General features: G+C 61.3%; 19 protein-coding genes. 10 read left to right on the top strand and 9 right to left on the bottom strand.

Going from position 1 to position 23,144, the window contains the following annotated elements; all coding sequences use genetic code 11:
- The first annotated feature begins 4 nt into the window (after positions 1–4).
- Positions 5–3,388, top strand: a complete 3,384-nt coding sequence (locus tag KKY_RS10420; RefSeq protein WP_014131305.1) for a class I SAM-dependent DNA methyltransferase — start codon at positions 5–7, stop codon at positions 3,386–3,388.
- Between the two features lie 19 nt (positions 3,389–3,407).
- On the opposite strand, the gene KKY_RS10415 is transcribed toward KKY_RS10420, so the two are convergent.
- Positions 3,408–5,312 (bottom strand): ABC transporter ATP-binding protein, encoded by a 1,905-nt coding sequence (locus KKY_RS10415; RefSeq protein WP_014131304.1) that lies wholly within the window; start codon positions 5,310–5,312, stop codon positions 3,408–3,410.
- Positions 5,309–7,165, bottom strand: a complete 1,857-nt coding sequence (locus KKY_RS10410; protein ID WP_014131303.1) for an ABC transporter ATP-binding protein — start codon at positions 7,163–7,165, stop codon at positions 5,309–5,311. Before KKY_RS10410 ends, KKY_RS10415 begins: the two co-directional genes overlap by 4 nt.
- Positions 7,166–7,813: 648 nt before the next feature.
- Here KKY_RS10410 and KKY_RS10405 point away from each other — a divergent pair.
- The 4 genes from KKY_RS10405 (at position 7,814) to KKY_RS10390 (ending at position 11,104) form a co-directional block, all read left to right on the top strand.
- On the top strand, positions 7,814–8,578 hold the full coding sequence (locus KKY_RS10405) for an ABC transporter ATP-binding protein (RefSeq protein WP_014131302.1): 765 nt from the start codon (positions 7,814–7,816) through the stop codon (positions 8,576–8,578).
- 26 nt (positions 8,579–8,604) lie between these two features.
- Positions 8,605–9,465, top strand: coding sequence for an ABC transporter permease (locus KKY_RS10400; protein WP_014131301.1), 861 nt, complete (start codon positions 8,605–8,607; stop codon positions 9,463–9,465).
- 103 nt (positions 9,466–9,568) lie between these two features.
- Positions 9,569–10,621: an ABC transporter substrate-binding protein gene (locus tag KKY_RS10395; protein WP_158308068.1), complete on the top strand. Its 1,053-nt coding sequence runs from the start codon at positions 9,569–9,571 to the stop codon at positions 10,619–10,621.
- Positions 10,622–10,678: 57 nt separating this feature from the next.
- On the top strand, positions 10,679–11,104 hold the full coding sequence (locus KKY_RS10390) for an allophanate hydrolase-related protein (protein ID WP_139304941.1): 426 nt from the start codon (positions 10,679–10,681) through the stop codon (positions 11,102–11,104).
- A gap of 3 nt (positions 11,105–11,107) precedes the next feature.
- On the opposite strand, the gene KKY_RS10385 is transcribed toward KKY_RS10390, so the two are convergent.
- Positions 11,108–11,758, bottom strand: a complete 651-nt coding sequence (locus KKY_RS10385; protein WP_014131298.1) for a GntR family transcriptional regulator — start codon at positions 11,756–11,758, stop codon at positions 11,108–11,110.
- 343 nt (positions 11,759–12,101) lie between these two features.
- Here KKY_RS10385 and KKY_RS10380 point away from each other — a divergent pair, with 343 nt between their 5' ends.
- Both KKY_RS10380 and KKY_RS10375 read left to right on the top strand, forming a co-directional pair.
- Positions 12,102–14,099, top strand: a complete 1,998-nt coding sequence (locus KKY_RS10380) for a methyl-accepting chemotaxis protein (protein ID WP_014131297.1) — start codon at positions 12,102–12,104, stop codon at positions 14,097–14,099.
- Positions 14,100–14,345: 246 nt separating this feature from the next.
- Positions 14,346–15,317, top strand: a complete 972-nt coding sequence (locus KKY_RS10375; RefSeq protein WP_014131296.1) for an iron-siderophore ABC transporter substrate-binding protein — start codon at positions 14,346–14,348, stop codon at positions 15,315–15,317.
- Between the two features lie 538 nt (positions 15,318–15,855).
- Here KKY_RS10375 and KKY_RS10370 read toward each other — a convergent pair.
- Together KKY_RS10370 and KKY_RS20295 are read right to left on the bottom strand one after the other, a co-directional pair.
- A complete protein-coding gene (locus KKY_RS10370) occupies positions 15,856–16,248 on the bottom strand; it encodes a septal ring lytic transglycosylase RlpA family protein (RefSeq protein WP_014131294.1) in 393 nt (130 codons plus the stop codon).
- 221 nt (positions 16,249–16,469) lie between these two features.
- Positions 16,470–17,111 carry a peptidase inhibitor family I36 protein gene (locus tag KKY_RS20295; RefSeq protein ID WP_014131293.1) on the bottom strand — a complete coding sequence of 214 codons (642 nt, stop codon included), beginning with the start codon at positions 17,109–17,111 and terminating at the stop codon, positions 16,470–16,472.
- A 166-nt stretch (positions 17,112–17,277) separates the two neighbouring features.
- Here KKY_RS20295 and KKY_RS10360 point away from each other — a divergent pair, with 166 nt between their 5' ends.
- Entirely contained in the window at positions 17,278–17,928 is a 651-nt protein-coding gene (locus KKY_RS10360; RefSeq protein ID WP_014131292.1) for an MOSC domain-containing protein, read from the top strand.
- Between the two features lies 1 nt (position 17,929).
- On the opposite strand, the gene KKY_RS10355 is transcribed toward KKY_RS10360, so the two are convergent.
- Together KKY_RS10355 and KKY_RS10350 are read right to left on the bottom strand one after the other, a co-directional pair.
- Positions 17,930–18,328, bottom strand: a complete 399-nt coding sequence (locus KKY_RS10355) for an acyl-CoA thioesterase (protein WP_014131291.1) — start codon at positions 18,326–18,328, stop codon at positions 17,930–17,932.
- Positions 18,329–18,330: 2 nt separating this feature from the next.
- Positions 18,331–18,924 (bottom strand): thymidine kinase, encoded by a 594-nt coding sequence (locus KKY_RS10350; RefSeq protein ID WP_014131290.1) that lies wholly within the window; start codon positions 18,922–18,924, stop codon positions 18,331–18,333.
- A 310-nt stretch (positions 18,925–19,234) separates the two neighbouring features.
- Between KKY_RS10350 and KKY_RS10345 the strand changes: the two genes are divergently transcribed.
- Complete coding sequence (locus KKY_RS10345; RefSeq protein WP_014131289.1) at positions 19,235–19,645, top strand: DUF2147 domain-containing protein; 411 nt, start codon at positions 19,235–19,237, stop codon at positions 19,643–19,645.
- Between the two features lie 118 nt (positions 19,646–19,763).
- Here KKY_RS10345 and KKY_RS10340 read toward each other — a convergent pair whose 3' ends face one another.
- Entirely contained in the window at positions 19,764–20,687 is a 924-nt protein-coding gene (locus KKY_RS10340) for a DMT family transporter (protein WP_014131288.1), read from the bottom strand.
- Between the two features lie 75 nt (positions 20,688–20,762).
- On the bottom strand, positions 20,763–21,188 hold the full coding sequence (locus KKY_RS10335; protein WP_014131287.1) for a CBS domain-containing protein: 426 nt from the start codon (positions 21,186–21,188) through the stop codon (positions 20,763–20,765).
- 169 nt (positions 21,189–21,357) lie between these two features.
- On the opposite strand from KKY_RS10335, the gene KKY_RS10330 reads away from it, so the two are divergent.
- Positions 21,358–22,560: a pyridoxal phosphate-dependent aminotransferase gene (locus tag KKY_RS10330; RefSeq protein WP_014131286.1), complete on the top strand. Its 1,203-nt coding sequence runs from the start codon at positions 21,358–21,360 to the stop codon at positions 22,558–22,560.
- The last annotated feature ends 584 nt before the right edge of the window (positions 22,561–23,144 follow it).

The following is a 23,144-nucleotide window of genomic DNA, read 5'->3' as shown; positions in this document are numbered from 1 at the left end:
GAGTTTGAGCGGTAATATCGAAGCGTTTATTGCGCGCTGGCAAGGCAATGAGGGAGGACAGGAGCGGGCCAATTATGCGCTGTTTCTGACCGAACTCTGCACGCTGCTCGATCTGCCGCAGCCGGACCCGGCCGATGCCGGCCATGAGAAGAACGACTATGTGTTCGAGCGAGCGGTCAGTTGGCGTGAGGCGGGGCAGAAGGTGGGGCATGGCCGCATCGACCTATATAAACGCGGCTGCTTTATCCTCGAAGCCAAACAGAGCCGTCAGAAGGGCGGCCAGAAGGCCCAGCCCGGCCAGGATGACCTGTTTGGGGCCAGCGAACCCCGGCTAAGGGGGCGGCGCAGCATCGATCGGAACTGGGACGTTCTGATGATGAATGCACGGCGGCAGGCGGCAGACTATGTGCGCGCATTGCCTGACGACCACGACTACCCGCCGTTTCTGATCGTGTGCGATGTGGGCCATGCGTTTGAAATCTATGCCGATTTTGCCGGCAAGGGCCGCAATTACAGCCAGTTTCCCGACCGCAAAGGATATCGGGTCTATCTCGAGGATCTGCGCGACGAGAAGGTGCGCGAGCGGCTGAGGCTAATCTGGACCGATCCGCATGCGCTGGACCCGACACGGGAATCGGCGGAGGCGACGCGCGAGGTGGCCAAGCGACTGGCGGAAGTTTCCAAGCTGCTGGAAGCGCGCGGGCACGCGGCCGAGGACGTGGCGCATTTCCTGATGCGGTGCCTGTTCACGATGTTTGCCGAGGATGTGGGACTGTTGCCGGAGGAGAGTTTTTCGAGCCTCCTGCAAAGATGCACTGAAAACCCAGAGAATTTTCAGCCGATGGTGAGCCAGCTCTGGCAGGCGATGGACAAGGGCGAATTCGCCTATGGAATCGAGGCCAAGGTGCTGCGGTTCAATGGGCGGTTTTTCCACAATCCCCAGGTGCTTGCGCTCAACCGCGAGGAGATCGGGGAGCTGCTGGTGGCGGCCAAGCGGAACTGGCGCAAGGTGGAACCGGCGATTTTCGGCACGCTGCTGGAAAGCGCGCTGGAGAAAACAGAGCGCTCCAAGCTGGGCGCGCATTACACGCCGCGCGCCTATGTGGAGCGGCTGGTGATCCCCACGATCATGGAGCCCTTGCGCACCGAATGGGACGCGGTGCTGGTGGCGGCCAACAAGCTGCGCGAGGAAAAGAAGGACAAGGACGCGATTGCCGAAGTGCGGCGGTTTCACGAGGCGCTGTGCGACACGCGGGTGCTCGACCCGGCCTGCGGCACAGGGAACTTTCTCTATGTCGCCATGGCCAAGATCAAGGAGCTTGAAGGCGAGGTGCTGGACGCGCTGGGCAATCTGGGCGGCGAGGAGGCGCTGGCGCTTGAAAAGACCGTTGTCGATCCACACCAGTTTTTAGGCCTCGAAGTCAATCCGCGCGCGGCGGCGATTGCCGAGCTGGTGCTGTGGATCGGATATCTGCAACTCCATTACAGCCAATCGAGCGAGCATCCGATCGAACCCATTCTCAGGACGTTCGACAATATCAGGAACATCGATGCGGTGCTGACCTGGAACGGGTACCCGGTGCCCAAGGTGGTGGACGGGAAAGAGACCTATCCCAATCCGCGCCGGCCGGACTGGCCGATGGCGGATTATATCGTGGGCAATCCGCCGTTCGTGGGCGGCAAGGATATCCGCTCGCGCATGGGGGACGGCTATGTCGAAGCGCTGTGGGCCGCGCACAAGAAGGTCAACAACTCGGCCGATTTCGTCATGTACTGGTGGGACCGCGCGGCGGAACTTCTGACGGCCAAGAACACGCGGCTGAAACGGTTCGGGCTGGTGACCACCAACTCGATCACGCAGGTGTTTCAGCGCAAGCTGATCGAGCGGCATCTGACGGCGCAAAAGCCGATTTCGCTCTTGATGGCGATCCCCGACCATCCCTGGACCAAGGCGACGCGGGACGCGGCGGCGGTGCGGATCGCCATGACGGTTGCGGCGGCGGGCGCGCAGGACGGCGTGCTACGCGAGGTGGTGCGGGAAGCGGCGCTCGGCAGCGATCAGCCGGTGGTGGAACTGTCGGCGGAGACGGGGAAGATCAATGCCGATTTGAGCGTGGGGGTGGATCTGCAGTCGGCAAGATCGCTCAAAGCAAATGCTGGAATTGCAGCACGGGGTGTAGTCTTGCACGGTTCCGGTTTCATCGTTGCTCCAGATATTGCTGAGCTGCTCGGTCGGGGGCGGTTGGAGGGTGCCGATGAAATCATTCGCCCATATAGAAATGGGCGTGATTTGACTGCAACAGCTCGAGGTGTCTTTGTCATCGACCTGTTCGAACGTAGTCCTTCCGAGGTTAGATCTAGCTTTCCTGAGATTTATCAGCACTTGTTGGAGCACGTTAAGCCAGAGCGTGACACCAATCCCCGTGCCTACAGGCGTGAAAATTGGTGGCTATTCGGGGAAAATATCCCGGAACTCCGAAAGGCGCTAAAACCGCTGACTCGCTACATCGCCACCGTCGAAACGATGAAGCATCGCATCTTTCAGTTTCTCGATGGGGAGGTGTTGCCGGATAACAAGCTTATCGTCTTTGCTAGCGAAGATTCTTTCCATTTGGCGCTTTTGTCCTCTGGGTTGCATGTCTTGTGGGCAACAACTGCGGGAGGTTGGCTCGGTGTCGGAAACGATCCCGTGTATGTGAAGTCTCGCTGCTTCGATCCCTTCCCCTTCCCGGACCCTGTCCCCGAACTGCTGAAAGAACAACTCCGCTCTGCTGCCGAGGAACTGGACGCGACGCGCAAGGCGGTGCTGGAGGCGCATCCGGATCTGACGCTGACCAAGCTCTACAATGTGCTCGAAGCGATCAAGGGCAGGGGCGAGCTGTCGCCGCAGGAGATCGACATGCGCGAGCGCGGGCGGGTGCTGATCATCAAGGAGTTGCACGAGACCATCGACCGGCTGACGTTTGAAGCCTATGGCTGGCCGGCCGATCTCTCGGAAGACGAAATCCTGGCACGGCTGGTGGCGCTTAACGCCGAGCGGGCCAGGGAGGAGGCGCAGGGGCAGGTGCGCTGGCTGCGTCCCGAATACCAGATCCCGAGGTTCGGGACGCCGAAAGAGCAAAAGCAGCAGCTCGAAGCGACGCTGGTTTCGTTCGAAGATGCAGGCAAGCCGAGTTTTCCCAAGGACGAAACGCGCCGGGCCATGGCGATTTCCAGCGTGCTGGCCGGTGCGGTGGGGCCGATGTCTGCGGCGGATGTCGCGGCGCGGTTCAAGCAGGGCAAGCGGGTGGAAAAAGACATCGCGCTCACCCTGCGCTCGTTCCTGCGGTTTGGCGACGTGGTGAGCCTCGATGCAGGCAAGACCTATGCGTTGAGGCGGGTGGCCTGAGCGCGATTGGCTGCCGGTTTCACGTCGTTCCATCGCCCGCCGTGGCGGCGTTGATGAGGTCGTCGGGGATGTCGTCGAAGCTGGAATAGTTCATTGTGTAGAGGCGGGCATAGAGGCCGTTTTTGGCCATGAGCTGGTCGTGGTTGCCCTGTTCGATCAACTCGCCGTTCTGCAGCACGATGATGCGGTCGGCGCCGCGGATGGTGGCGAGGCGGTGGGCGATGACGAGGCCGGTGCGGCCTTCGAGCAGGGTTTCGAGGGCCTTTTGAATCTGGCGTTCGGTGTAGCTGTCGATATTGGCGGTGGCCTCGTCGAGGACGAGGATTTTGGCGTCGGCGACAAGGGCACGGGCGAAGCTGAGCAATTGGCGCTGCCCGAGCGAGAAGTTGGAACCGCGCTGTTCGAGGACGGTATCGTAGCCATCGGGCAGGCGGGTGATGAACTCGTGCGCGCCGACGGCCTTTGACGCGGCGATGACGTCGTCGAGTGTGGCGGATGCCTTGTTGTAGCGGATGTTTTCAAACACCGTGCCGGTGAACAGGAACGGTTCCTGAAGCACCATGGCGACCTGTTCGCCTAAGGATTCCTGGGTCACGTCGCGCACGTCATGGCCGCCGACGCGGACGGCGCCGGACTGGACTTCATAAAAGCGATGGACGAGGGCCATGGCGCTGGTCTTGCCCGAGCCGGTGGGGCCGACAAGGGCGACGGTTTCGCCGGGATTGACGTGGAAGGAGACGTGTTTGAGGACCGGACGCTTGGGATCGTAGCCGAAGACGACGTTGTCGAAATCGACCGAGCCGTCCATGTCGCGGGTGAGGGTTACGGCGTCGGGTTTGTCGGCGATGGAGACGGGGACGTCGAGCACTTCGGTGATGCGGCGGCCCGAGGTCATGGCGCGCTGCATTATGGAATATTGCATGGTCAGCGAGCGGATCGGATCGAAGAAGCGCTGAATGTAGAACAGGAAGGCGACGATGATGCCGACCTGCATGGAACCATTGAGCACAAGCGAGCCGCCGACCACGATGACGGTGGCCATGGCGATGCCGGTCAAGCTGTCGACGATGGGCACCATGACCTGGGCGTAACGCGAGCCGGTCAACTGGGTTTTCAGGTTCGACCAGGCCTTGTCGTCATAGAGGTCGAAATTGACCTTCTGACGGTCGAGGTTCTGGATGGTGCGCACGCCATTGATGCCTTCGGCCATGGCGCCATTGGTGGCCGAATTGGTCTCATGGGCGGCCCAGAAAGCGCGCTTGGCGCGCGGCAGCCAGAAGATGCGGACGATGAACAGGGCCGGCATTGTGGCGAGGGTCAGAAGGCCCAGACCCCAATCGAGGCTCAAGAGCACGACGACGATGCCGCACAAAAGCACGAGATCGCCGATGGAAACGATCGAGGTTTCGAGGAATTCCTGCATGGAATTGACGTCGCCCTGCAGCCGGCTCATCAGGCGCCCGACTTCGGTCTTGTCCATGAAACTCAGCGCAACGATCTGCAGGCGCGCGAACATGGCGCGGCGCATGTCGAACAAAACGTTTTCGGCGACGTTGCCGACCTGTTTTTCCTGGATCCAGGAGGCGACGAAGTTGAGGGTGACAACGATGGCGAAGATCGCAACCGACCAGATCAGGCCGCCACCGCCCGCGAGGGGATCGACCAGCGCGGTGTCGATGGCGTTGCCGACGATCAGGGGAATGGCGAGCTGGGTGGCGGTGAACAAGAGCACGGCGCCGACCGAGAGGTAGATGCGCAGGCGATAGGGGTGAACGAAGGCCCAGATGCGCCGGATGGTGCGCGGATCATAGGCCTTGCCGAACACTTCCTCCTCGATATGGGCGCTGCCCACGGTGGCGCGGGGCGGGCGCTGGCCGGGGAAGGTGGCGGTGTCGCGTTCGTCGTCGAGATCGGTCGCGGTCATTGGCCGGCCTCTTGGTGTTCGATGTCTTCGGTGGGGCGGGTCTGGAGGTCGTAGAGGGCGCGATAGCGGCCGCCCAGTGCGAGCAGTTCGGCGTGGGTGCCGGCTTCGGCGATGGCACCATCCTCGAGGAAGAAGATGGTATCGGCGTCCATGAGCGAGGAGAGGCGGTGGGCGATGATGATGGTGATGCGGTCTTTGGCAAAGCGGCGGATGGCCGAGCGGATGCGATGTTCGGTGCCGGCATCGATGGCGGCAGTGGAATCGTCGAACACCATGACGGCGGGCTTGAGGACCAGGGAGCGGGCGATGGAAAGGCGCTGCCGCTGACCGCCCGAGAGCGAGACGCCGCGTTCGCCGACGACGGTATCGTAATTGGCGGGCAGGCCCATGATGTAGTTATGGAGTTGGGCGCTTTCGGCGGCCTTTTCGATGCGGGTTTCCTTGGCCCAGGGGTTGCCATAGGCGATGTTGTTTTCGAGCGTGGTGGTGAACAGGAACGTATCCTGCTGGACGATGGCGACGTTGGTGCGCAGGGATTTCAGCGTCACGTCGCGGACGTCCTGACCGTCGATCTTTATGCCGCCTTCGGAGACGTCGTAAAAACGGGCGATGAGGTGGGCGAGGGTGGATTTGCCGCTGCCTGGCGCGCCGACGATGCCGATGGTCTGGCCCTTGCGGGCGGTGAAGCTGACGTCCTTGAGGGTCGGATGGGCGGCACCGTCATAGGTGAAGCCCACATGCTCGAAGCTGAGCGTGCCGTCTGTGACGGCAAGATCGGCAGCGTCGGGCTTGTCCTTGATATCCACGGGGGCGTCGATGAAGGCAAAGAAGCGATTGCCGCAGGTGGAGGCGCGGGCGAAGGAATTGACCATCAGGCCGAGCTGGCGCACGGGCATCTGCAGGATGGTCATGAAGGTGAGAAAGCTGGCCAGCGTGCCGACGCTGATTTCGCCGGCGATGACCTTGTTGCCGCCGACCCAGAGGACCAACCCCATGGCGGCAAAGAAGGAAAAGGTCATCATCGAGGTGTTTTTCACCCGGATATTGGTACGCCGATGGGCAAGCCCGAGGGCATCGGCCGAGGCGGTGTCGAACTTTTTGAGCTCGTGCTTCTGGCCCGAAAAGGCGCGGACGACGCGGATGCCGCCGAGGTTTTCTTCCATGATGCGGGTGAGGACGGAGAGCTTTTCCTGCAGGGCCAGCCAGGTCGCGCGCAGGGTCAACTGGGCGACCGAGGAGCGCCAGGCGACGAAGGGGACGAAGCTGAGCGCGAGAAGGCCGAGCACGGTATCGGTGGAAATCAGCATCCAGGCGCCGACACCGATCAGGATGGTGAGCAGGACGACACGGATCAGGCCGGTCGAAAAGAACATGCGGATGCCATCGAGATCGAGAAGGCCGATGGTGATGAGGTCACCGGAATGGACCTTGTCGTGATAGGCGTAGGGGAGGCGCTGGACCTTGTCGTAAAAGGCGAGCCGCAATTCATAGCCGACGTGATGGCCAACAGATTCCGCGAAATAGTTCTGCAAAAGCGTGAACAGCCCGCGCAGGATCGAGACGACGAGCAGAGTGATGGCGCTGGCCCAGAGGGCCTGTTCGGCGTCCTGCCCGGCTACGGAGAGGATGTTTTGCGCCTGATCGATGGCCTGGCCCAGAAGGCGGGGGATCGCAAGCTGGAGCAGGGCTGCGACGATGGTCGCGACGACGGCGATCGCAACCTGCCAGTGATGGCGGAAAGCCAGAAGGGCGATCCGCAACAGGGGGCTTCGATCCTTGCCGGAATGGGCGGCGGCAACATGGGCCCTGGCGTCGCCACGCGAACGCTCCCGGCCAGCCGTGAGGGTGGTCACTTGGGTATCCAGACATCAATAAGCGCCCGAAGGTGACGCGGGAATCGGTCTTGAAAAATCGGGCAAATCACTCGCCCGTGTATTCAAGGCCGATTTGTAACATGTTGCAAGATGGTACCGCCCGCCAAAGGGCAATTTGGCACCGCCTGTGTGGCAAACGCGCGGACGACAAAACAATGCCCCCGCCGGGGAGGATCGGCGAGGGCATTGATGCATGGGAATGACTGACTTGCGTGCCTGTCAGGCGAAGGCGCCGGTGAAGGCCATAACCGTAACCATCATGGTGACCATGACGGCGCCTGCGGCGGTTCCGATGCTCATCTGAATAAGGGTGCGGGCCATTTTCAGCCTCCAGTGTTCGATGCCTCTGTACCGTCTTTAACGGAGCAAAACCGGGTTTGGTTTCATCGGCTGACGGTTTCGTGTGCGATGGGGCGATAGGATCACTTGCCGGCTGAACCGGGACTGAACGGGTGGTTCAGGTCCGCCCCAGGGCGCCTAATTTGTGGGCGGCGATTGCGCATTTTCAGCGCAGATCGGATCGCGGTAGTGTTCCGTGCGAGAAAATATGTAATGAAATCAACTGTCTTTCGCTTGGCACGATGATTGCATTCAATTTTGCATGCAAATTGACGAGGTGTGCGAGGCATGGCGGACGGGCTGATTTCGGGAATGGATTTGAGCAAGATCTACGCGACGGCGACGGGTCCGCTCGTTGCGCTCGACGGCGTTTCCTTTTCCATCGAGGAAGGGGAGTTCATTTCATTGGTCGGCCCGAGCGGATGCGGAAAGTCGACGCTGCTGTCCATTCTCGGAGGGCTCGAAGAGCGCTCGGAGGGCGATCTGATCCTGGCTGGACAGCGGCTCGACCGACCCCGCGCCGATATCGGCATGATGTTTCAGACCTCGGTGCTGTTTCCCTGGCGCACCGTGCGCCAGAACGTGGAACTGCCCGGCGTTATACTCAATCTCGATAAGAAGCAGCAGGCCGAGCGGTGCGACGAACTGCTGGACCTTGTGGGGTTGAACGGGTTCGGAGAGCGCTATCCAAAGGAGCTTTCGGGCGGTATGCGGCAGCGCGTGGCACTGGCCCGACTGCTGGCCCATGACCCGCGTGTGTTGCTGATGGACGAGCCGTTCGGCGCGCTGGACGAATTTACCCGCGAGACGATGAACCTCGAACTGCTCAAGGTCTGGGAGAAGACTGGCAAGACGGTGATTTTCGTCACTCACAATATCGGCGAGGCGGTGTTTCTGTCGGACCGCATTTTCGTCATGACGCCGCGACCGGGGCGGCTCGAGGGCGTCGTCGAGGTGGACCTGCCGCGGCCGCGGCGAACCGAGATGATGCGCGATCAGCGCTATTCCGACCATGTTTTCGAGATCCGCCGCATGCTCGGTGTGGATCATTGAGCCTCAAAACGGAAAGGAGAGAGCCGATGACATCTGCCGGGCAAGCCATGACAGCCGAGCAGGCACTTGTGCATGCGGACGATGCAAGCGCGACCGAAGCGTTTGTGGCACGCGAACGGGCCAAGGCGCGGCGCGGCGCGCTCAACAACAGGCTGATGGCGACGGGGTTCGGGCTCTTCGTCCTCGCGGTCTGGGCGTTCGTCACGGAAACCGGGATGGTGCATGCGCTGATCATTCCCTCGCCGGTCGATACGTTCTGGGCGACCGGGCGGGTGATGAGTGCGAGCTATTTCTGGCCCAATGTGTGGGTCACGCTTTCGGAGATTGCCTGGGGGTTTTTCTGGGGATTGAGCAGTGGCGTGCTGTTCGGGGTGGGGGTTGCCATGTTCCCCTTCATTCGGGCCACCATCTATCCCTATCTGGTGGCGCTGCAGGCGCCGCCCAAGATCGTTCTGGCGCCGATCTTCATTACATGGTTCGGGTTCGATCAGGCCTCAAAGATCGCCATTGCGGCGGTCATGAGCTTTTTCCCGATGTTTCTCAACACGCTGACCGGGCTGGCCTCGGTCGACCCAAATGCCGTGCGGCTGATGAAATCGCTGACGGCGGGGCGCTGGAAAACCTTCCGCTACCTGCTGCTGCCCAATGCGCTGCCGATCATGATGGCCGGGGTCAAGCTGTGCTGGACGCTGGCGGTGCTCGGGGTGATCGTCGGCGAGTTCGTGGGCGCGTCAGCGGGGATCGGGTACCTCATCTACGCGATGAATTTCCAGCTCGATATCGCCGGCGTCTTTTCGCTCATCATCCTGCTCTCGGTGTTCACGCTGGCTGTCTATCAGTTCATCGAGTGGCTCGAGAGCCGCATCGTCTTCTGGCAGCAGGTTTAGGTCCTGACCCTAGCTGCCAGCCCTTTTACAAAGACTTCGAACGAGATCGGGCATCCCCTGGACAGTCCGGCGCGGAGGGACATTTCAAATGGAGAAACAAGAAATGACTGGTGCAAATATCCTCGCCAAGGCTGGAGCCGCGGCCCTTTCGACGAGCCTTTTGGCGCTGCTTACCGCCGGGGCTGCCTTCGGGCAGGACTTGACGCCCTTTAACGGGGTCACGGCGCAGGGCGGTCCGACCGCCCAGATGTTCCCGATCTTCATGGCCCAGGAAATGGGCTATTATGAAGAGGAGGGGCTGGACGTGACGCTCAATTATTCAAAGGGGTCGTCGGACGCTGCGCGGCAGTTGGCCGCCGGCAATGTGGACTGGGGGATCTTTTCCTCGGCCGCCACGATGCAGACCGTCCAGCGCGGGTTCCCGCTCAAGGCGATCATGCAGGTTTATTATCCCGATACGTTCGATATCGTGGTGCCTGAAGAGAGCGAAGTGCAGACAATGGCGGACATGGCCGGGCTGACGATCGGTCTGTCCGATCTGGCCGGCGGGGAAGTGCCGATGACGCGGGCCTCGATCGTATCGTCGGGACTGGCCGAGGGTTCCGACGTGCGGTTGGTGGTCGCCGGGGAAGGCGATCCCACGACGGTGCGTTCTTTCGAAGAGGGCCGCATCCAGGCCTATGCCGGCGCCAAGCGCGATCTGCTCTTGCTCCCCGCACAAGGTATCGCGACCCGCTCGATCACCCCGGAGGTTATTGCTCAATTCCCCGGCGATGCGCTGGCGGTGCGGTTGGAAACCTATGAAGCCGATCCCGAACTGCTCGCAAAGTTCGTTCGGGCGACGCTCAAGGGCTGGTCGTACGGGATGACCAATCCGGACGACGCGTTTGAATTGCTCAGGACCGAATATGCCGCCGCATCCCTGGGCGACAATCCGGTGGCCGCCGAATTCTGGGCGCTCGTCCAGACTTACTATACGGCGCCAGAGGCGGTCGAACTGCATGGTGAGTTCGTTCCCGAGGCATGGGAAATCTATATGGAGTACCTGCAACTGGGCGAGGGTGAACAAAAGGCGCTTGCCGGACCTGTCGACCTTTCGGCGGTTCTGACCGACGATATCGTCGAAGCTGCGTGGGATGGGCTCGAGCTGCCCTGACCTCATTTTCGGGGGGCGACATGCCCCCCGCATATCACTCCTTTCTCAATGGTTCCCATGATCCCCAATTCGTCCCAGACCGTCGATCTGGCCGTCGTCGGCGCGCATTTGCGCGGCATGCCGCTCAATCGCGAGCTAACCGAGCGCGGTGCGGTTTTCCTGCGCGAGTGCCGGACCGCGCCCTGCTACAAGCTTTTCGCGCTGCCGGGCACTGTGCCGCCCAAGCCGGGGCTGCTGCGCGTGCGGGACGGCGAGGGGAGCCCGATCGTTGTCGAAGTGTGGCGCCTCAAGGTTTCGGCCTTCGGATCGTTCGTTGCGGCGATACCCGCGCCGATGGGGATCGGTGTGGCGCGGCTCGATGACGGGACGGAGGTCAAGGGCTTCATTGCCGAGCCCCTGGCGCTGGACGGCGCACTCGATATCACCGCATTTGGCGGGTGGCGCAATTATGTCGCCAGTCTCGCCGCGGCGCAGGGCGCTTAAATTTCAGGATTTCAGCGTCGGCGAGACCTCGCCGACCGAGGCGCGAACCACAAGCATGTGCTCGCGCATCGCCTCGGCAGCGGCGTCGGGGTCCTGGGCCACGATTGCATCGACGACCCGCTGGTGCTCCTCGACCGATTTGAGCAGGCGCCCGAGCGAGCGGAATTGCGCCTTGCGGAACGGGGCGACGCGGTTGCGCACGCCGATGGTCACCTCGGCAAGGAACCGATTGCCCCCGATTGCATAGACCGTCTCGTGGAAGGTCAGATTGGTCTGGTAGTAGGCATCGATATCGCCAAGCCGGGCGGCGTCCGCGCAATCGGAATGGACCCTATCGAGCGCTTCGAGGTCGGAGGGCGTGGCGCGTTGGGCGGCGGATCGGGCGCATAACGCCTCGAGTTCGGCCATCACCCCGAACATTTCGGTGAGCCGCTCGGGCGTGAAATTGGGAACTACAGCACCGCGATGGGGCCGCGCTTCAGCAAAACCGATTGCTTCGAGCTGGCGAATGGCCTCGCGCACCGGGGTGCGGGAAACCGAAAATCGCTCGGCCAGCGAGGCTTCGTCGAGCACAACGCCCGGCCCCATCTCGCCGCGAACTATGGCATCGGCCAGCGCGGCACGAATGCGGTCTGTGGCTGTCTGTTTTTTCACAGGCGGTTCCTGAATGCGAGTTTGCATGCAATCTTTAGGCAAGTGGGCGCATTGTGTAAATCGGGCGACGAGAAAGCGTGGTGGAAAGCGGCCGGGGACGTCCGGGGCTGAAAATAAAGTCGCGGCAAGGCAAGGTCCGGTGCCGAAAATTTTAAGCATTTCTGCATAGGGTCGCGACGGGCCCGGCGATTGCAGGGGACGGCATTGGCCGGGGCCGACGGGCGGATGACGCGCATGGCCGGCAGGTTTGTCCCTTGGCGTTCAATCCCTCTTTGCAAGACGACCTCTCGTCCAGAAAGGGCGGTGGGGCTCGAGGGCTCGAATATACGGATTGAAAGACAGAATGTTTTCAAAACTCAGCGTGAAATTCAGGGTTTATGGCGCCTTTGGCGTTCTCATGGTTCTTCTGGTCCTTGTCGGACTTGCCGGTCATTTCGGCGTTCAATCGATGAGTGGACTGCTCGACGGGTACAAGGCCAGCGCGGCCAAGACCCAGGAGGTCAGCGACTATATCCGCGATCTCGAGGAAGCGCGCAGGCTCAACTACGCTTTCCGGCTCAATCCGTCCGTGGAAGCGGGTGAAGCGCTTGTGATCATGGCCGACGACGTGGCGACGAACGACCCGGAGGGGGTTGCGCAGTTTGCGGACGATCCCGAGGCGCTGGCGACCATTGCCGAGGTCGAGGTGCTTGCCGCGCAGTATCTTACGGCGATCAACGAAATGATCGCGGCCCAGCAGGCGATGAACGTGACCGCGCAGGTGGCCGCGGCGCGCGTGCTCGACGAACTCGGGCCGCAGATGCAAACGCTCTATGACAATCTGTCCGACCGGATCGTCGGGCAGCAGGCAGCGCTGGGCGCACAAATCGCGACAGAGCAAAGCTATTACATGACCATCCTGACCGTAGAGATCGCTGCTGCGCTGCTGATCGGGGCGATTTGTGCCTTTGCGATGGGCCGGTGGCTGTCGAGCGCCATTTCGGGCATGACGCTGATGATGCGGCGGCTGGCCGATGGCGATTTCAATACCGATATTTCGGGAAGCGAACGCGAGCACGAACTGGGCCAGATGGCCAAGGCGTTGCAGGTGTTCCGCTCCAACGGTCAGGCCATGGAAGCGGCTGAGGCGGAGCGTTTGCTCAATGCCAAAGCCGCCGCAGAACGCGCCGAGATGATGGACCGGTTCCAGACGGCCTTCGATACGGTCATCAAGGCCTGCGTTGCCGGCGACTTCACGACCCGGATCACCGAGACGTTCGGCGATGAGGATATCGATCAGGTTGCAGCCAATTTCAACGCCATGCTCGATACGGTCAATGCCGGGCTCGGGGAAGCGGGGCATGTGCTTTCGGCGCTGGCCCGCACCGACCTGACCCAGCGCATGGAGGGCGAATATCATGGGGCTTTCGCAGCGCTGCGCGACGACACCAATTCGGTGGCCGAGACGCTGACCGCGATCGTCGCGCAACTCAAGACGACGTCGCGCGGGCTCAAGACGGCAACGGGGGAAATCCTGGCGGGGGCCAATGATCTGTCCGAGCGCACGACGCGGCAGGCGGCAGCCATCGAGGAAACCTCGGCGGCTATCGAACAGCTCACCTCGACGGTCAAAGGCAATGCCGAGAAGGCGGAAATTGCCCATGACAAGAGCCAGGCGGCTGCCGAACTCGCCAATGCAGGCGGCGAGGTGATGGGCGAGGCCACGACGGCCATGGAACGGATCACCACGTCTTCAGGCAAGATCTCGACAATCATCGGGATGATCGACGACATCGCGTTCCAGACCAACCTTCTGGCGCTCAACGCTTCGGTGGAAGCGGCGCGGGCCGGGGAAGCAGGCAAGGGGTTCGCGGTCGTTGCCATCGAGGTGCGCCGGTTGGCGCAATCGGCGGCGCAGGCGTCGTCCGAGGTCAAGGCGCTGATCGAACAGAGCGCCAAGGAAGTCGATGGTGGCTCCAAACTTGTGGCCGAGGCGGCCTCCAAGCTCAGCGACATCCTGGCGGCGGTTCGGGAAAATTCCGAACTGATGCAGGGAATCTCCGAAGCCAATCGCGAGCAGACAACGGCCATTGGCGAAGTGCGGACAGCCGTGCAGCAGATGGATGAGATGACCCAGCACAACGCGGCGCTGGTCGAGGAGACCAACGCGGCGATCGAGCAGACAGAGGCGCAGGCGAGTGAACTCGATCGCGTGGTGGAGATTTTCACCATCGACAAATCCACAACGATTGCCAGCGAGCCAACGGCGCCGCAACCGCGCAAGCCGGAGGTGGCCAAGGCGGCACGCTCGTATCTGACCCAGGGCAATGCCGCGCTCAAGGATGACTGGTCGGAGTTCTAGAGCATTTCAGTGCTTCTTGGAATTGCTTCAATTGCTCTAAGCCCTTGTTTTGTCGCGCTTCCGAACCGGATAAGTGGTGCCCACTTATCCTGGAAGCGCTCCAGTCTCCACCCATCATGACGGCCCCAAGAGCCCGCGCGGTATGCCGCGCGGGCTTTCGCATTCGTGGAGGCTTGCGCGGGATTGGTTTTATAAATATGAGTTTAGAAATCATGTTATAAAGTCGCGGCCAAAAGGAGTTTTGCGATGATGATCGGGATGAGGGCGGCATTGGTTTTGACGATGTCGGGATTTCTGGCAGGGCCGGGCCTGGCGCAGGAATTTCCGGTGACCATCGACCATGTCTATGGGCAGACCACGATCGAGGCGCAGCCCGAGCGGGTCGTGACCTGGGCATGGGGCAATACCGATGCGGTCCTGTCGCTGGGCGTCAAGCCGGTGGCCATTCCATTCATCTCGTATGGCGGCGGTGACAACGGTATCCATCCGTGGGCCGAAGAGGCACTGGAGGCGATGGGCGGGGAGTTGCCGGCCATCCTCGCCGAGGGCGACGAACCGCCCTATGAGCAGATCCTGGCCGCCGATCCCGATGTCATCATTGCCGTTTATTCGGGGATCACAGAGGAGCAATATGAGCGGCTAAGCCAGATCGCGCCGACAGTCGCCTATCAGGGTGCGGCCTGGAGCGCGCCGTGGCAGGAGGTAACTCGCGCGGTGGGGCAAGCACTGGGACTTGCCGAGGAGGCCGAGACGCTGGTGGCCGAAACCGAGCAGTTCGTGGCCGATACCGTTGCGCAGCATGACGGGCTTGAAGGCACGACGTTTATCGGCCTCAACGATTATGACGGGTCGCTGGCCATCTATGCCGGGCTCGACTCGCGGGTGAAGTTCCTGACCGATCTGGGGCTGGTCTATGCGCCGAGTCTGGATGCACTGGGCGGGGATGGCGAGAATTTCTATTTCTCGGTGAGTTACGAGAATGCGGATCAACTGGTCTCGGACATTCTGGTTTCCTACTATGAGAACCAGGCGGACTCCGATGCGTTCTTTTCGCAACCCTATATCGCGCGGCTGCCGCAGACCGAAGCGGGTGCCTATGCTTCCATCGTGGGGATCGAAGAGGTTGCCGCCGTCTCTCCCCCGTCGGCGCTCTCCTTGCGCTGGGGGCTCGAGGACTATGTCGCCCAACTGGCCGCAGCGGCTGAGAAGGCCGAGTAAGATCCACCGGGACGGGGCGCCAAGGCAAACTTGGGCCCCTCTTTAGGCGGCCAGCGCGCCGGTTACGAACAGGACCATTGTGAACAGGGCGCAAAGACCCGCCCCGGTCAGCGCTGCGACGGACATCGATACCAGTTTCTGCGTCGTCAACTTATGGGACATGGGCAACCCTCGATATGGCCGGGATGGCGACCCGGCCAAGGACCAAACCGCGATGCCCGACCGCCTTGCGCGCAAGCATCGCACTCGATAAAGCCCCCAAACCGGCGTGTGCTCATGTCGCCAAACATTTTGCACAACGCCGGCGGCATTTCTGCCGCTGCCGCCGAAAGCGCCTCAGGAATTACGCCCTCGCGACACCCAGACTATGCGCGGTTAACGGGTCGTTTTGGGGAAATCTCAAATTGACGGTAAATTTTTGGTTTCGGCGCGCGTCCGGCTGTGGAGAACCAGCCAGGGCGATTACCAATTCCCCATGAAAACAGGGCGCTCCGGAGATCCGGAACGCCCTGGAATGGGTTCGAACTGGGAAAAAAAATCAGCCGATGACTTCGACCGTAACGCGCGCCGTGCCCGAATTTATCATGCCGATCTGGCTGGCTGCTGCGTGGGAGAGGTCGATGATCCGTCCGCCGACGAAGGGGCCGCGATCATTGATGCGAACCACGACGCTTTCGCCATTGTTGTTGTTGGTCACCACCACTTCGGTGCCGAAAGGCAGGTAGCGGTGGGCGGCGGTAAGGGCATGCTGGTTGTAGGTTTCGCCGTTGGCGGTTTTTCTGCCGTGGAACTTGCCGCCATACCATGACGCGGTGCCTGACAGGGTTTGAACGATGGCTATCGTATCCTGTGCGTTGATGGCTGAAGTGGCGAGGGGGAAAGCTCCAAGAGTGAGTGCTGAAACCAGCACTGCAGGCTTGATGAATTTCATGAGGGTCCTGACCCGTGTTGTTTGGCGACGGGAGAGGGTTCTACACGATGTTGTGTCCAGAAACAGGAACGAATCGGTCAAAAAATGGGCAATTCGCGTCCTGCGTCAATTGGCCGGGAACCGTTGTTTTTGGGCAACGCACACAAATCGGCGTGAAAAGTGCATGCAAAACCCGCCCGGAAGGTCCGGGCGGGATGTGATTTGGCAGGCGCGTGCTGCGGTCAGCGGCGGCCCAGATAGTAGGAGGAAATGTCGTCCGAGAGCATGCCCAGATTGCGCACCGAGCGATCGATCACGGCACAACGACCGTTAAAGTTGGAGCTTGTGCAGACCGTGGCGCTGACATTGCCCTCGACGCGGGCCGAGCGAATACGGTCGTTCCAGAAATTGCCCAGGAAGCGCTCATTGTCGTTGTCGGCGGCACAGAAACTGCGGCCATCATAGTTGTATTCTTCATAAAAACAGACGCGGCCGCTGGGTGCGGGCTCGGGCGGACGGTTGTTGCCGATGGTCACGTTGAAATTGGGCGTGTTGATCGAAAAGCCGATATCGGGCTGGTTGGGCGCCGGGGACGGCGCAGGCGAAGGACGTCCGTCATCGATGGGACGCAGATAGCGCGCGGAGGCCCACCCGCGAACGTTGGTGGCGGTCACCTGGCACCATGTGTTGGATGAGTTGCAGCCGGAGACCTCGACCACCTGATTGGCCGAGAGGGCCGCAATCACTGGATAATTGGTGCCCGGGCCGGTCCGGACGTTGAGGGCCGTGGTGGCAAAGGCCTCGTAGGCCTGGGCGCCTCCAACGGCTGCCAATGCGCCGGTTGCCGCAAGGATTGCCACGGCAGCAATTTTCCTGAAATTCATGTCGCTCTCCCTTCGAGAGATTTGGGGCTTTGTGGCAAAAATCTGCCAGTCACCCCTTTGGTTCCATTCGTCCCTGGCAATGCGCGGTTTACCGCAAAGGGGATGCTCGGCTACAGAGATTGACGAATTCCACTTGAACCGCCAATGAACGGGGTCGTCCGGCGAGATGTCTCAAATACTCCTTGAAAGCGTCAATGTCGGCCAGCCGGTCGCGCTGGATGCCGGCAGGCCGGACAAGCGCACCGGGATCTGCAAGCGAGCCTTGGAGGGAGCGGTGCGGGTGCATCGGCTGGGGGCCGATGGGGACGCGGTGGTGGACACGCGGCATCACGGGGGCCCGGGGCAGGCGCTCTATCTCTATTCGCTTGAGGATTACGCGTTCTGGTCGGCGCGCGGCGTTGCAACCGGATCGGGGATGTTTGGAGAAAATTTGACGGTATCGGGGATCGAAAGCGCCGATCTGTGCATCGGGGACCGGCTGGTTGTCGGGGAGGTGGTGCTCGAGGTGACCTCGTCACGCATCCCGTGCGCCACCTTCGCCAAACGCATGGGCGATCCAGGGTTCGTCAAGAAATTCCGCGACGCGGGCCGGCCCGGGGCCTATCTTCGGGTTATCGCAGAGGGACATATCGCGGCGGGACAGGCGATCGAGCTGAAGCCGTTCGCGGGGGACAGGATTTCGCTGGGGGAACACTTCGCCCTGACGTTCACCGCGATGAAAACGCCGCTGTCACGGGAGATGATTACGCGGCTGCTGGCCCTGCCTCTTGCCGAGCGTGACCGGGCCGACAATCTGGAGCGCCTTGCGGCGCTCTAGCTCAGACGATCGCGGTTTTGTCTATTGGCCGTTTCTTTCCGTCGTCGGTGAGAGCGACATAAATGAAATGGCCCTCGGTCACCTTGGTGCGCAGGGGCAGGTCGCGGGACCTGGTCCATGCTTCCATCCCGACCTTGATCGAGGTGGTGCCGATCCTGTCGATCCAGGTATAGACGCAAAAGACATCGCCGACCCTGACGGGGGCAATGAAGCTCATGGCTTCGACGGCCACCGTGGCGACGCGCCCGCCGACATTTTCGACGGCACAAATGGCGCCGGCGATGTCCATCTGGCTCATCACCCAGCCGCCGAAGATATCGCCGGCGGCGTTGGTATCGGCGGGCATGGGCATGGTGCGGATGGTCATGGCGCCGCGGGGTTCGGGGGCATGGTCTTTCATGGTCAAGGTCCTTTCACCGGCCAGCGGCCGACAGCTTCTTCCCAGTGTTTGCGGCAAAGCGAAAGATATACCGATTTTTCGATGGAAACCTGGTCGCCATCGGTCAAGACACGGCCATTCATATCCTGACGCACGACCATTGTCGCCTTGGCGCCGCATGTGCAGATGGTGCGGATTTCGCGCAAGGTGTCGGCAGTGGCGAGCAATTCCATCGAGCCGGGGAACAGCTTGCCCTGGAAATCGGTGCGCAGGCCGTAGCACATGACGGGAATGCCCAGGCGATCGGCGACGCGGGCCAGTTGCCAGACCTGGTCGCGGGTGAGGAACTGGGCCTCATCGACGAGGACGCAATCGACCTTGGATTCCTCCTCATGGTCGCGGACCGACTGGTAAAGGTCGTCATCGGCGGCGTAAAGCAGGGCCGATTCGGCGATGCCGATCCGGGATCGTATCAGCCCCACGCCGTCCTCGACATAGAGGGCGGAGGTGTACAAGAGGGGCCGCATGCCGCGTTCGCGATAGTTGTGGGCCGCCTGCAAAAGCAGGGTGGATTTGCCCGCATTCATCGCGGCATAGGAAAAATAGAGCTTGGCCACGGGGCCGTTCCGGAAACTGTGATCGACGGAAGCTTGTAACCCGGCCCGGCGCCGATAGCGGAGCCGACGGCACTCTCTTCCACAGGAAAAGAAAACGGTCGCCGGGGCGGGCGACCGAAAGGTGGTGCCGAATGGGGTATCGGCGTCGGGCTGACCGGCGGGGTATGCCGGTTGCGGAGACGACCCTATTGTTGTCTCATGACGCTGATATGACGGCATGCGACAACATCGCGGTTCATCTGCAGTTCAGTTGACACCGTGCATCTGGAAAGACGTTGACATATCTCAATCCTCGCGGAGTTCATCCCCAATGGTGCGTTGTTTTCGCTCCCTTCTGAAGCTGATCCCCCTCGCGGTGGCGATCGTGGTGGCAGCGCCTTCGATGGCGCAGGAACAATTCAATCCCATCGGCCTGTGGGAGCCCGACAACAAGGAATCGCGCTACGAATTCACCTATTGCGGGGCGAATGGCGACCGGCTGTGCGCGGAACTGATCTGGATCCAGGAAGACAAGCAGGACGCCCGCAATACCAAATATCTCAACACCTACATGTTCAAGGACGCGCGGCACGTCCGGCTCAACCAGTGGCAGGGAACTGTGACGCTGGAGGGGTTCAATATCGGCGGCACTGTGACCCAGAGCAACAACGACACAATGCAGCTCGAGGCCTGCGCGCTGTTCGTGATCTGCGAGAACATCAGGCTCAGGCGGGTCCAGTAACGGGCCTTCGCCTGAGAGCCCAACCCAAAACTCGGACGAGTCGGTCTGGTGGGTCTCGTTTGCCCAGGAATTGAGAAAAAATCGAAACCAATATGGCTGATATTGCCCCTGATTTTTCTCAATTCCTGAACAAAAATCCCTCACCAGCCCTCAGCCGCCGAATTTTGGGTTGGGCTCTGAGATTGGGCAGCAGCTCGACCAACAGCACTGCGGCAAAGATCAGCGCAACGCCGAAATAGCCGATGAATTCGAGTCGTTCGCCCAGGACGACCGCGCCACCCAGCGCCGCGAACAGGCTTTCGGCCGAAAGGATGATGGCGGCGTTGGCGGGTGGGACGTGCTGCTGGCCTACAGCCTGCAGGGTGAAACCGACGGCAGTCGAGAGTGCACCGGCGTAAAGGATTTCGACCCATCCGGCAGACAGGGCCGGGAGCGTGGGGGTCTCGAAGGCGAACGCGCCAAGGGTGCCCAGCATGCCGGCGATCAGAAAACTCATCGATGAGATGAAGATGGGCCGGGCCGTCTCACGGGCGAGATAGCCGAGCAAGAGGACGTGCAGTGCCCAGAAGACCGCGCTGCCGATGACCAGCCCGTCGCCGGTGTTGAGGCGGTCGAGGCGGGCGCCGTTGAGCAGGAACAGCCCGATCAGGGCCACCGGCACGCCGAGCCAGACGATTTTGTGCGGTGGCTGGCGGAAGACGAACAACAGGATGACCGGTACGAACAGGACGTAAAGCCCGGTGAGAAAACCGGAATTGGTCACCGTGGTGAACAGCAATCCATATTGCTGAAGGATCGCGCCGCCGAAGAAATTGAGGCTCATGAAGACGATCAACGCCCATTGCCGCCCGGTCAGCCTTTGCGGCTGGCGGGCATTTTCACGCAGGGCAAGTGGCAGGATCAGCAGGCCGCCGAGCAGGAACCGCGCGCCGGTGAAGGTGAGCGGCCCCATGGCATCCATCGCCGATTTCTGGGCAATGAAGGCAAAGCCCCAGATGGCGGTGGCCAGGAGCAGGCAGGATAGCGCAAGCGGACGGGGCATGGAGGGCTCGGGGGTCGGCAGTCAGATCGGTCGCCGACTGGTACTCCGTCCGCCCGTTTCGCTCAAGCGCGGCGATCAGCTCGCTATATATTCGCGCAGGGCACCGGCTTCCTGTTCCGCCTCTTCGATCTTGCGCTTGACCACGTCGCCAATGGAAATGATGCCGATCAACTGGCCGTTTTCGACAACGGGCAGGTGACGGAACCGGCCCTGGGACATGATGTTCATTGCCTGATCGACGGTGTCGGATTTGGTGCAGGTCTTGGGCGCGCGGGTCATCAGGGTGGATACCGGCTTCGCGCGGAAGCCCTCGGCGCTGCCGGCAAGATGGCGGACGATGTCGCGCTCGGAAATGATGCCTTCAACCTTGCCATTGTCGACGACGACGACGGCACCGATGTTGTGGCGGGCAAGCGTGGCGATCAAATCCCCGATTGTGGAGTCGGACCGAACGGTCACGACGTCGCTTCCCTTGATGGTCAGGATCGATTCAACAAACATGGCCTCTATCTCCTCATCACCGATGCTCAGCTTGCCTCGTGAAGGATAAACGCGCAAGAGCGGCCAACAGTCGACATATTGGCGATTGACGGCGCCAGCCGCATGGCAAGCCATGCCATCACGGGATATAGAGTGAAGCTGTTTGGCCATATTCACATAGAGAAATGTCATGGGACTTATTTCGGACGCCCTGTCACGTGTGCAGCCTTCTGCAACCGTGGGGATCAGCCAGCTTGCGCGCCAGATGGCCCAGGCGGGAAAGGACGTTGTCGCGCTCTCGGCGGGAGAACCCGATTTCGACACGCCCGAGCATGTGCGCAAGGCGGCCATCGCGGCCATTGAGCGGGGAGAAACCCGCTACACCAATGTCGAGGGAATTGCCGAACTCAAACAAGCCGTGGCGGCAAAATTCCGGCGCGACAACGGGCTCGATGTGACGGCCGACGATTGTTTCGTTTCAGCCGGCGGCAAGCAGATCATTTTCAATGCGTTGATCGCCACACTCAATCCCGGCGACGAGGTGGTGGTGCCTGTGCCCTATTGGGTGAGCTATCCCGAGATCGTGCGGCTGGCCGGCGCCGAGCCGGTGTTTGCACAGGCGAGCCAGGAGACGGGGTTCAAGCTGACGCCGCAAGCACTCGAAGCGGCGATTTCGGACAAGACCAAGTGGCTGATTCTCAACACGCCATCGAATCCGTCGGGTGCCGCTTATACGGACGCGGAACTGGCCGGGCTGGCCGCGGTGCTGATGAAACACCCGCACGTCCATATCCTTACCGACGATATCTACGAAGTTCTCGTTTATGACGGGCGCAACTTTGCGACGATCGCCCAGGTGGAGCCGAGGCTGATGGAGCGGACGCTCACCATGAATGGGGTGTCGAAGTCGCACGCCATGACAGGGTGGCGCATCGGCTATTGTACGGGGCCGAAAGAAATCCTGAAGGCCATGCTCAAGCTCCAGAGCCAGTCGACGACCAATCCGCCCTCGATTTCGCAATGGGCGGCCGTCGAGGCGCTCAACGGGCCACAGGGGTTTCTGGCCGATTGGCGCGAAACGTTCCAGAAGCGGCGTGATTATGTCGTCGGACGACTCAACGCGCTCGATGGGCTCGATTGCCTGACACCGGAAGGGGCGTTCTATGTGTTTCCCTCATGCAAGGGGCTGATCGGCAAGACCAGCGCCGGTGGGCGAACTCTGGCAACCGATGAGGACGTGGTGATGGCGCTGCTCGAAGAGAACGGCGTTGCGCTGGTGCATGGTTCGGCCTTCGGCCTGGCGGGACATTTCCGCATTTCCTATGCGGCGTCCGACGAGGACCTCGCCAAGGCGATGGATCGGATCGAGGCGTTCTGCGCAGGCGTGCGCTGAACAAAAAAAGAGGCTCCGTCCGAAGACGGAGCCTTGATCGAGGGCAAAGCCCTAATCTCTCAGTTTACGACCCTGCCGAGGGAGGAGGAGACGGCCCAGGTCGGTTGAGCGAAGGATGTGGGAGGAGGATACATCGTTCACTCGGGTGCCGGAAGCGAGGGGCCCAGGGAGGAGGAGAGGGCGCGTCGCTCATCGACAAGACGAATATGCGCCGCGCCGGCCCTCGCAACAACAAGCAAAAGCGCATACCAGCTATGCAATAGGCAGGCTTCTGAGTCTGGCTAAAATTTAGGCAGATGGTTGACTGGGCAAAACGAAAGAGGCCCCACCGAGGAGGATCGGTAGGGCCTCTGAACTGTCGGCCGCATTCGAGGGAGGAGGATTCGAATTACGGCCTTAGGAGCGTTCAGGGAGGGAGGAGGAGGAACCCATCCCGCTCTTGTCGTCACGACACAGGGGGCTTTGGGAGGAGGAGGAAAAGCGCGCCGCGTCAGTGACGGTTCGTATATGCCATTCTAATCACGACTTGAAAAGTCGTCTAATGACATGGCAGCCATGCATTTTGTGCAAGCCCTGGAAAAACG

Origin of the sequence: Pelagibacterium halotolerans B2 (assembly GCF_000230555.1) — a bacterium.
Taxonomy (GTDB): Bacteria; Pseudomonadota; Alphaproteobacteria; order Rhizobiales; family Devosiaceae; genus Pelagibacterium; species Pelagibacterium halotolerans.
Note: the sequence above shows the minus strand (reverse complement) of the source record. Positions and strands in the feature narration are given on the sequence as shown.

Excerpts from the sequence above, each read along its gene's own strand:
- KKY_RS10355 (WP_014131291.1), bottom strand. The coding sequence starts at position 18,328 with ATGAAAGACCATGCCCCCGAACCCCGCGGCGCCATGACCATCCGCACC.
- KKY_RS10345 (WP_014131289.1), top strand. The coding sequence starts at position 19,235 with ATGGTGCGTTGTTTTCGCTCCCTTCTGAAGCTGATCCCCCTCGCGGTG.
- KKY_RS10405 (WP_014131302.1), top strand. The coding sequence starts at position 7,814 with ATGGCGGACGGGCTGATTTCGGGAATGGATTTGAGCAAGATCTACGCG.
- KKY_RS10330 (WP_014131286.1), top strand. The coding sequence starts at position 21,358 with ATGGGACTTATTTCGGACGCCCTGTCACGTGTGCAGCCTTCTGCAACC.
- KKY_RS10390 (WP_139304941.1), top strand. The coding sequence starts at position 10,679 with ATGATCCCCAATTCGTCCCAGACCGTCGATCTGGCCGTCGTCGGCGCG.
- KKY_RS10335 (WP_014131287.1), bottom strand. The coding sequence starts at position 21,188 with ATGTTTGTTGAATCGATCCTGACCATCAAGGGAAGCGACGTCGTGACC.
- KKY_RS10340 (WP_014131288.1), bottom strand. The coding sequence starts at position 20,687 with ATGCCCCGTCCGCTTGCGCTATCCTGCCTGCTCCTGGCCACCGCCATC.
- KKY_RS10380 (WP_014131297.1), top strand. The coding sequence starts at position 12,102 with ATGTTTTCAAAACTCAGCGTGAAATTCAGGGTTTATGGCGCCTTTGGC.
- KKY_RS10400 (WP_014131301.1), top strand. The coding sequence starts at position 8,605 with ATGACATCTGCCGGGCAAGCCATGACAGCCGAGCAGGCACTTGTGCAT.
- KKY_RS10375 (WP_014131296.1), top strand. The coding sequence starts at position 14,346 with ATGATGATCGGGATGAGGGCGGCATTGGTTTTGACGATGTCGGGATTT.
- KKY_RS10395 (WP_158308068.1), top strand. The coding sequence starts at position 9,569 with ATGACTGGTGCAAATATCCTCGCCAAGGCTGGAGCCGCGGCCCTTTCG.
- KKY_RS10370 (WP_014131294.1), bottom strand. The coding sequence starts at position 16,248 with ATGAAATTCATCAAGCCTGCAGTGCTGGTTTCAGCACTCACTCTTGGA.
- KKY_RS20295 (WP_014131293.1), bottom strand. The coding sequence starts at position 17,111 with ATGAATTTCAGGAAAATTGCTGCCGTGGCAATCCTTGCGGCAACCGGC.
- KKY_RS10415 (WP_014131304.1), bottom strand. The coding sequence starts at position 5,312 with ATGACCGCGACCGATCTCGACGACGAACGCGACACCGCCACCTTCCCC.
- KKY_RS10360 (WP_014131292.1), top strand. The coding sequence starts at position 17,278 with ATGTCTCAAATACTCCTTGAAAGCGTCAATGTCGGCCAGCCGGTCGCG.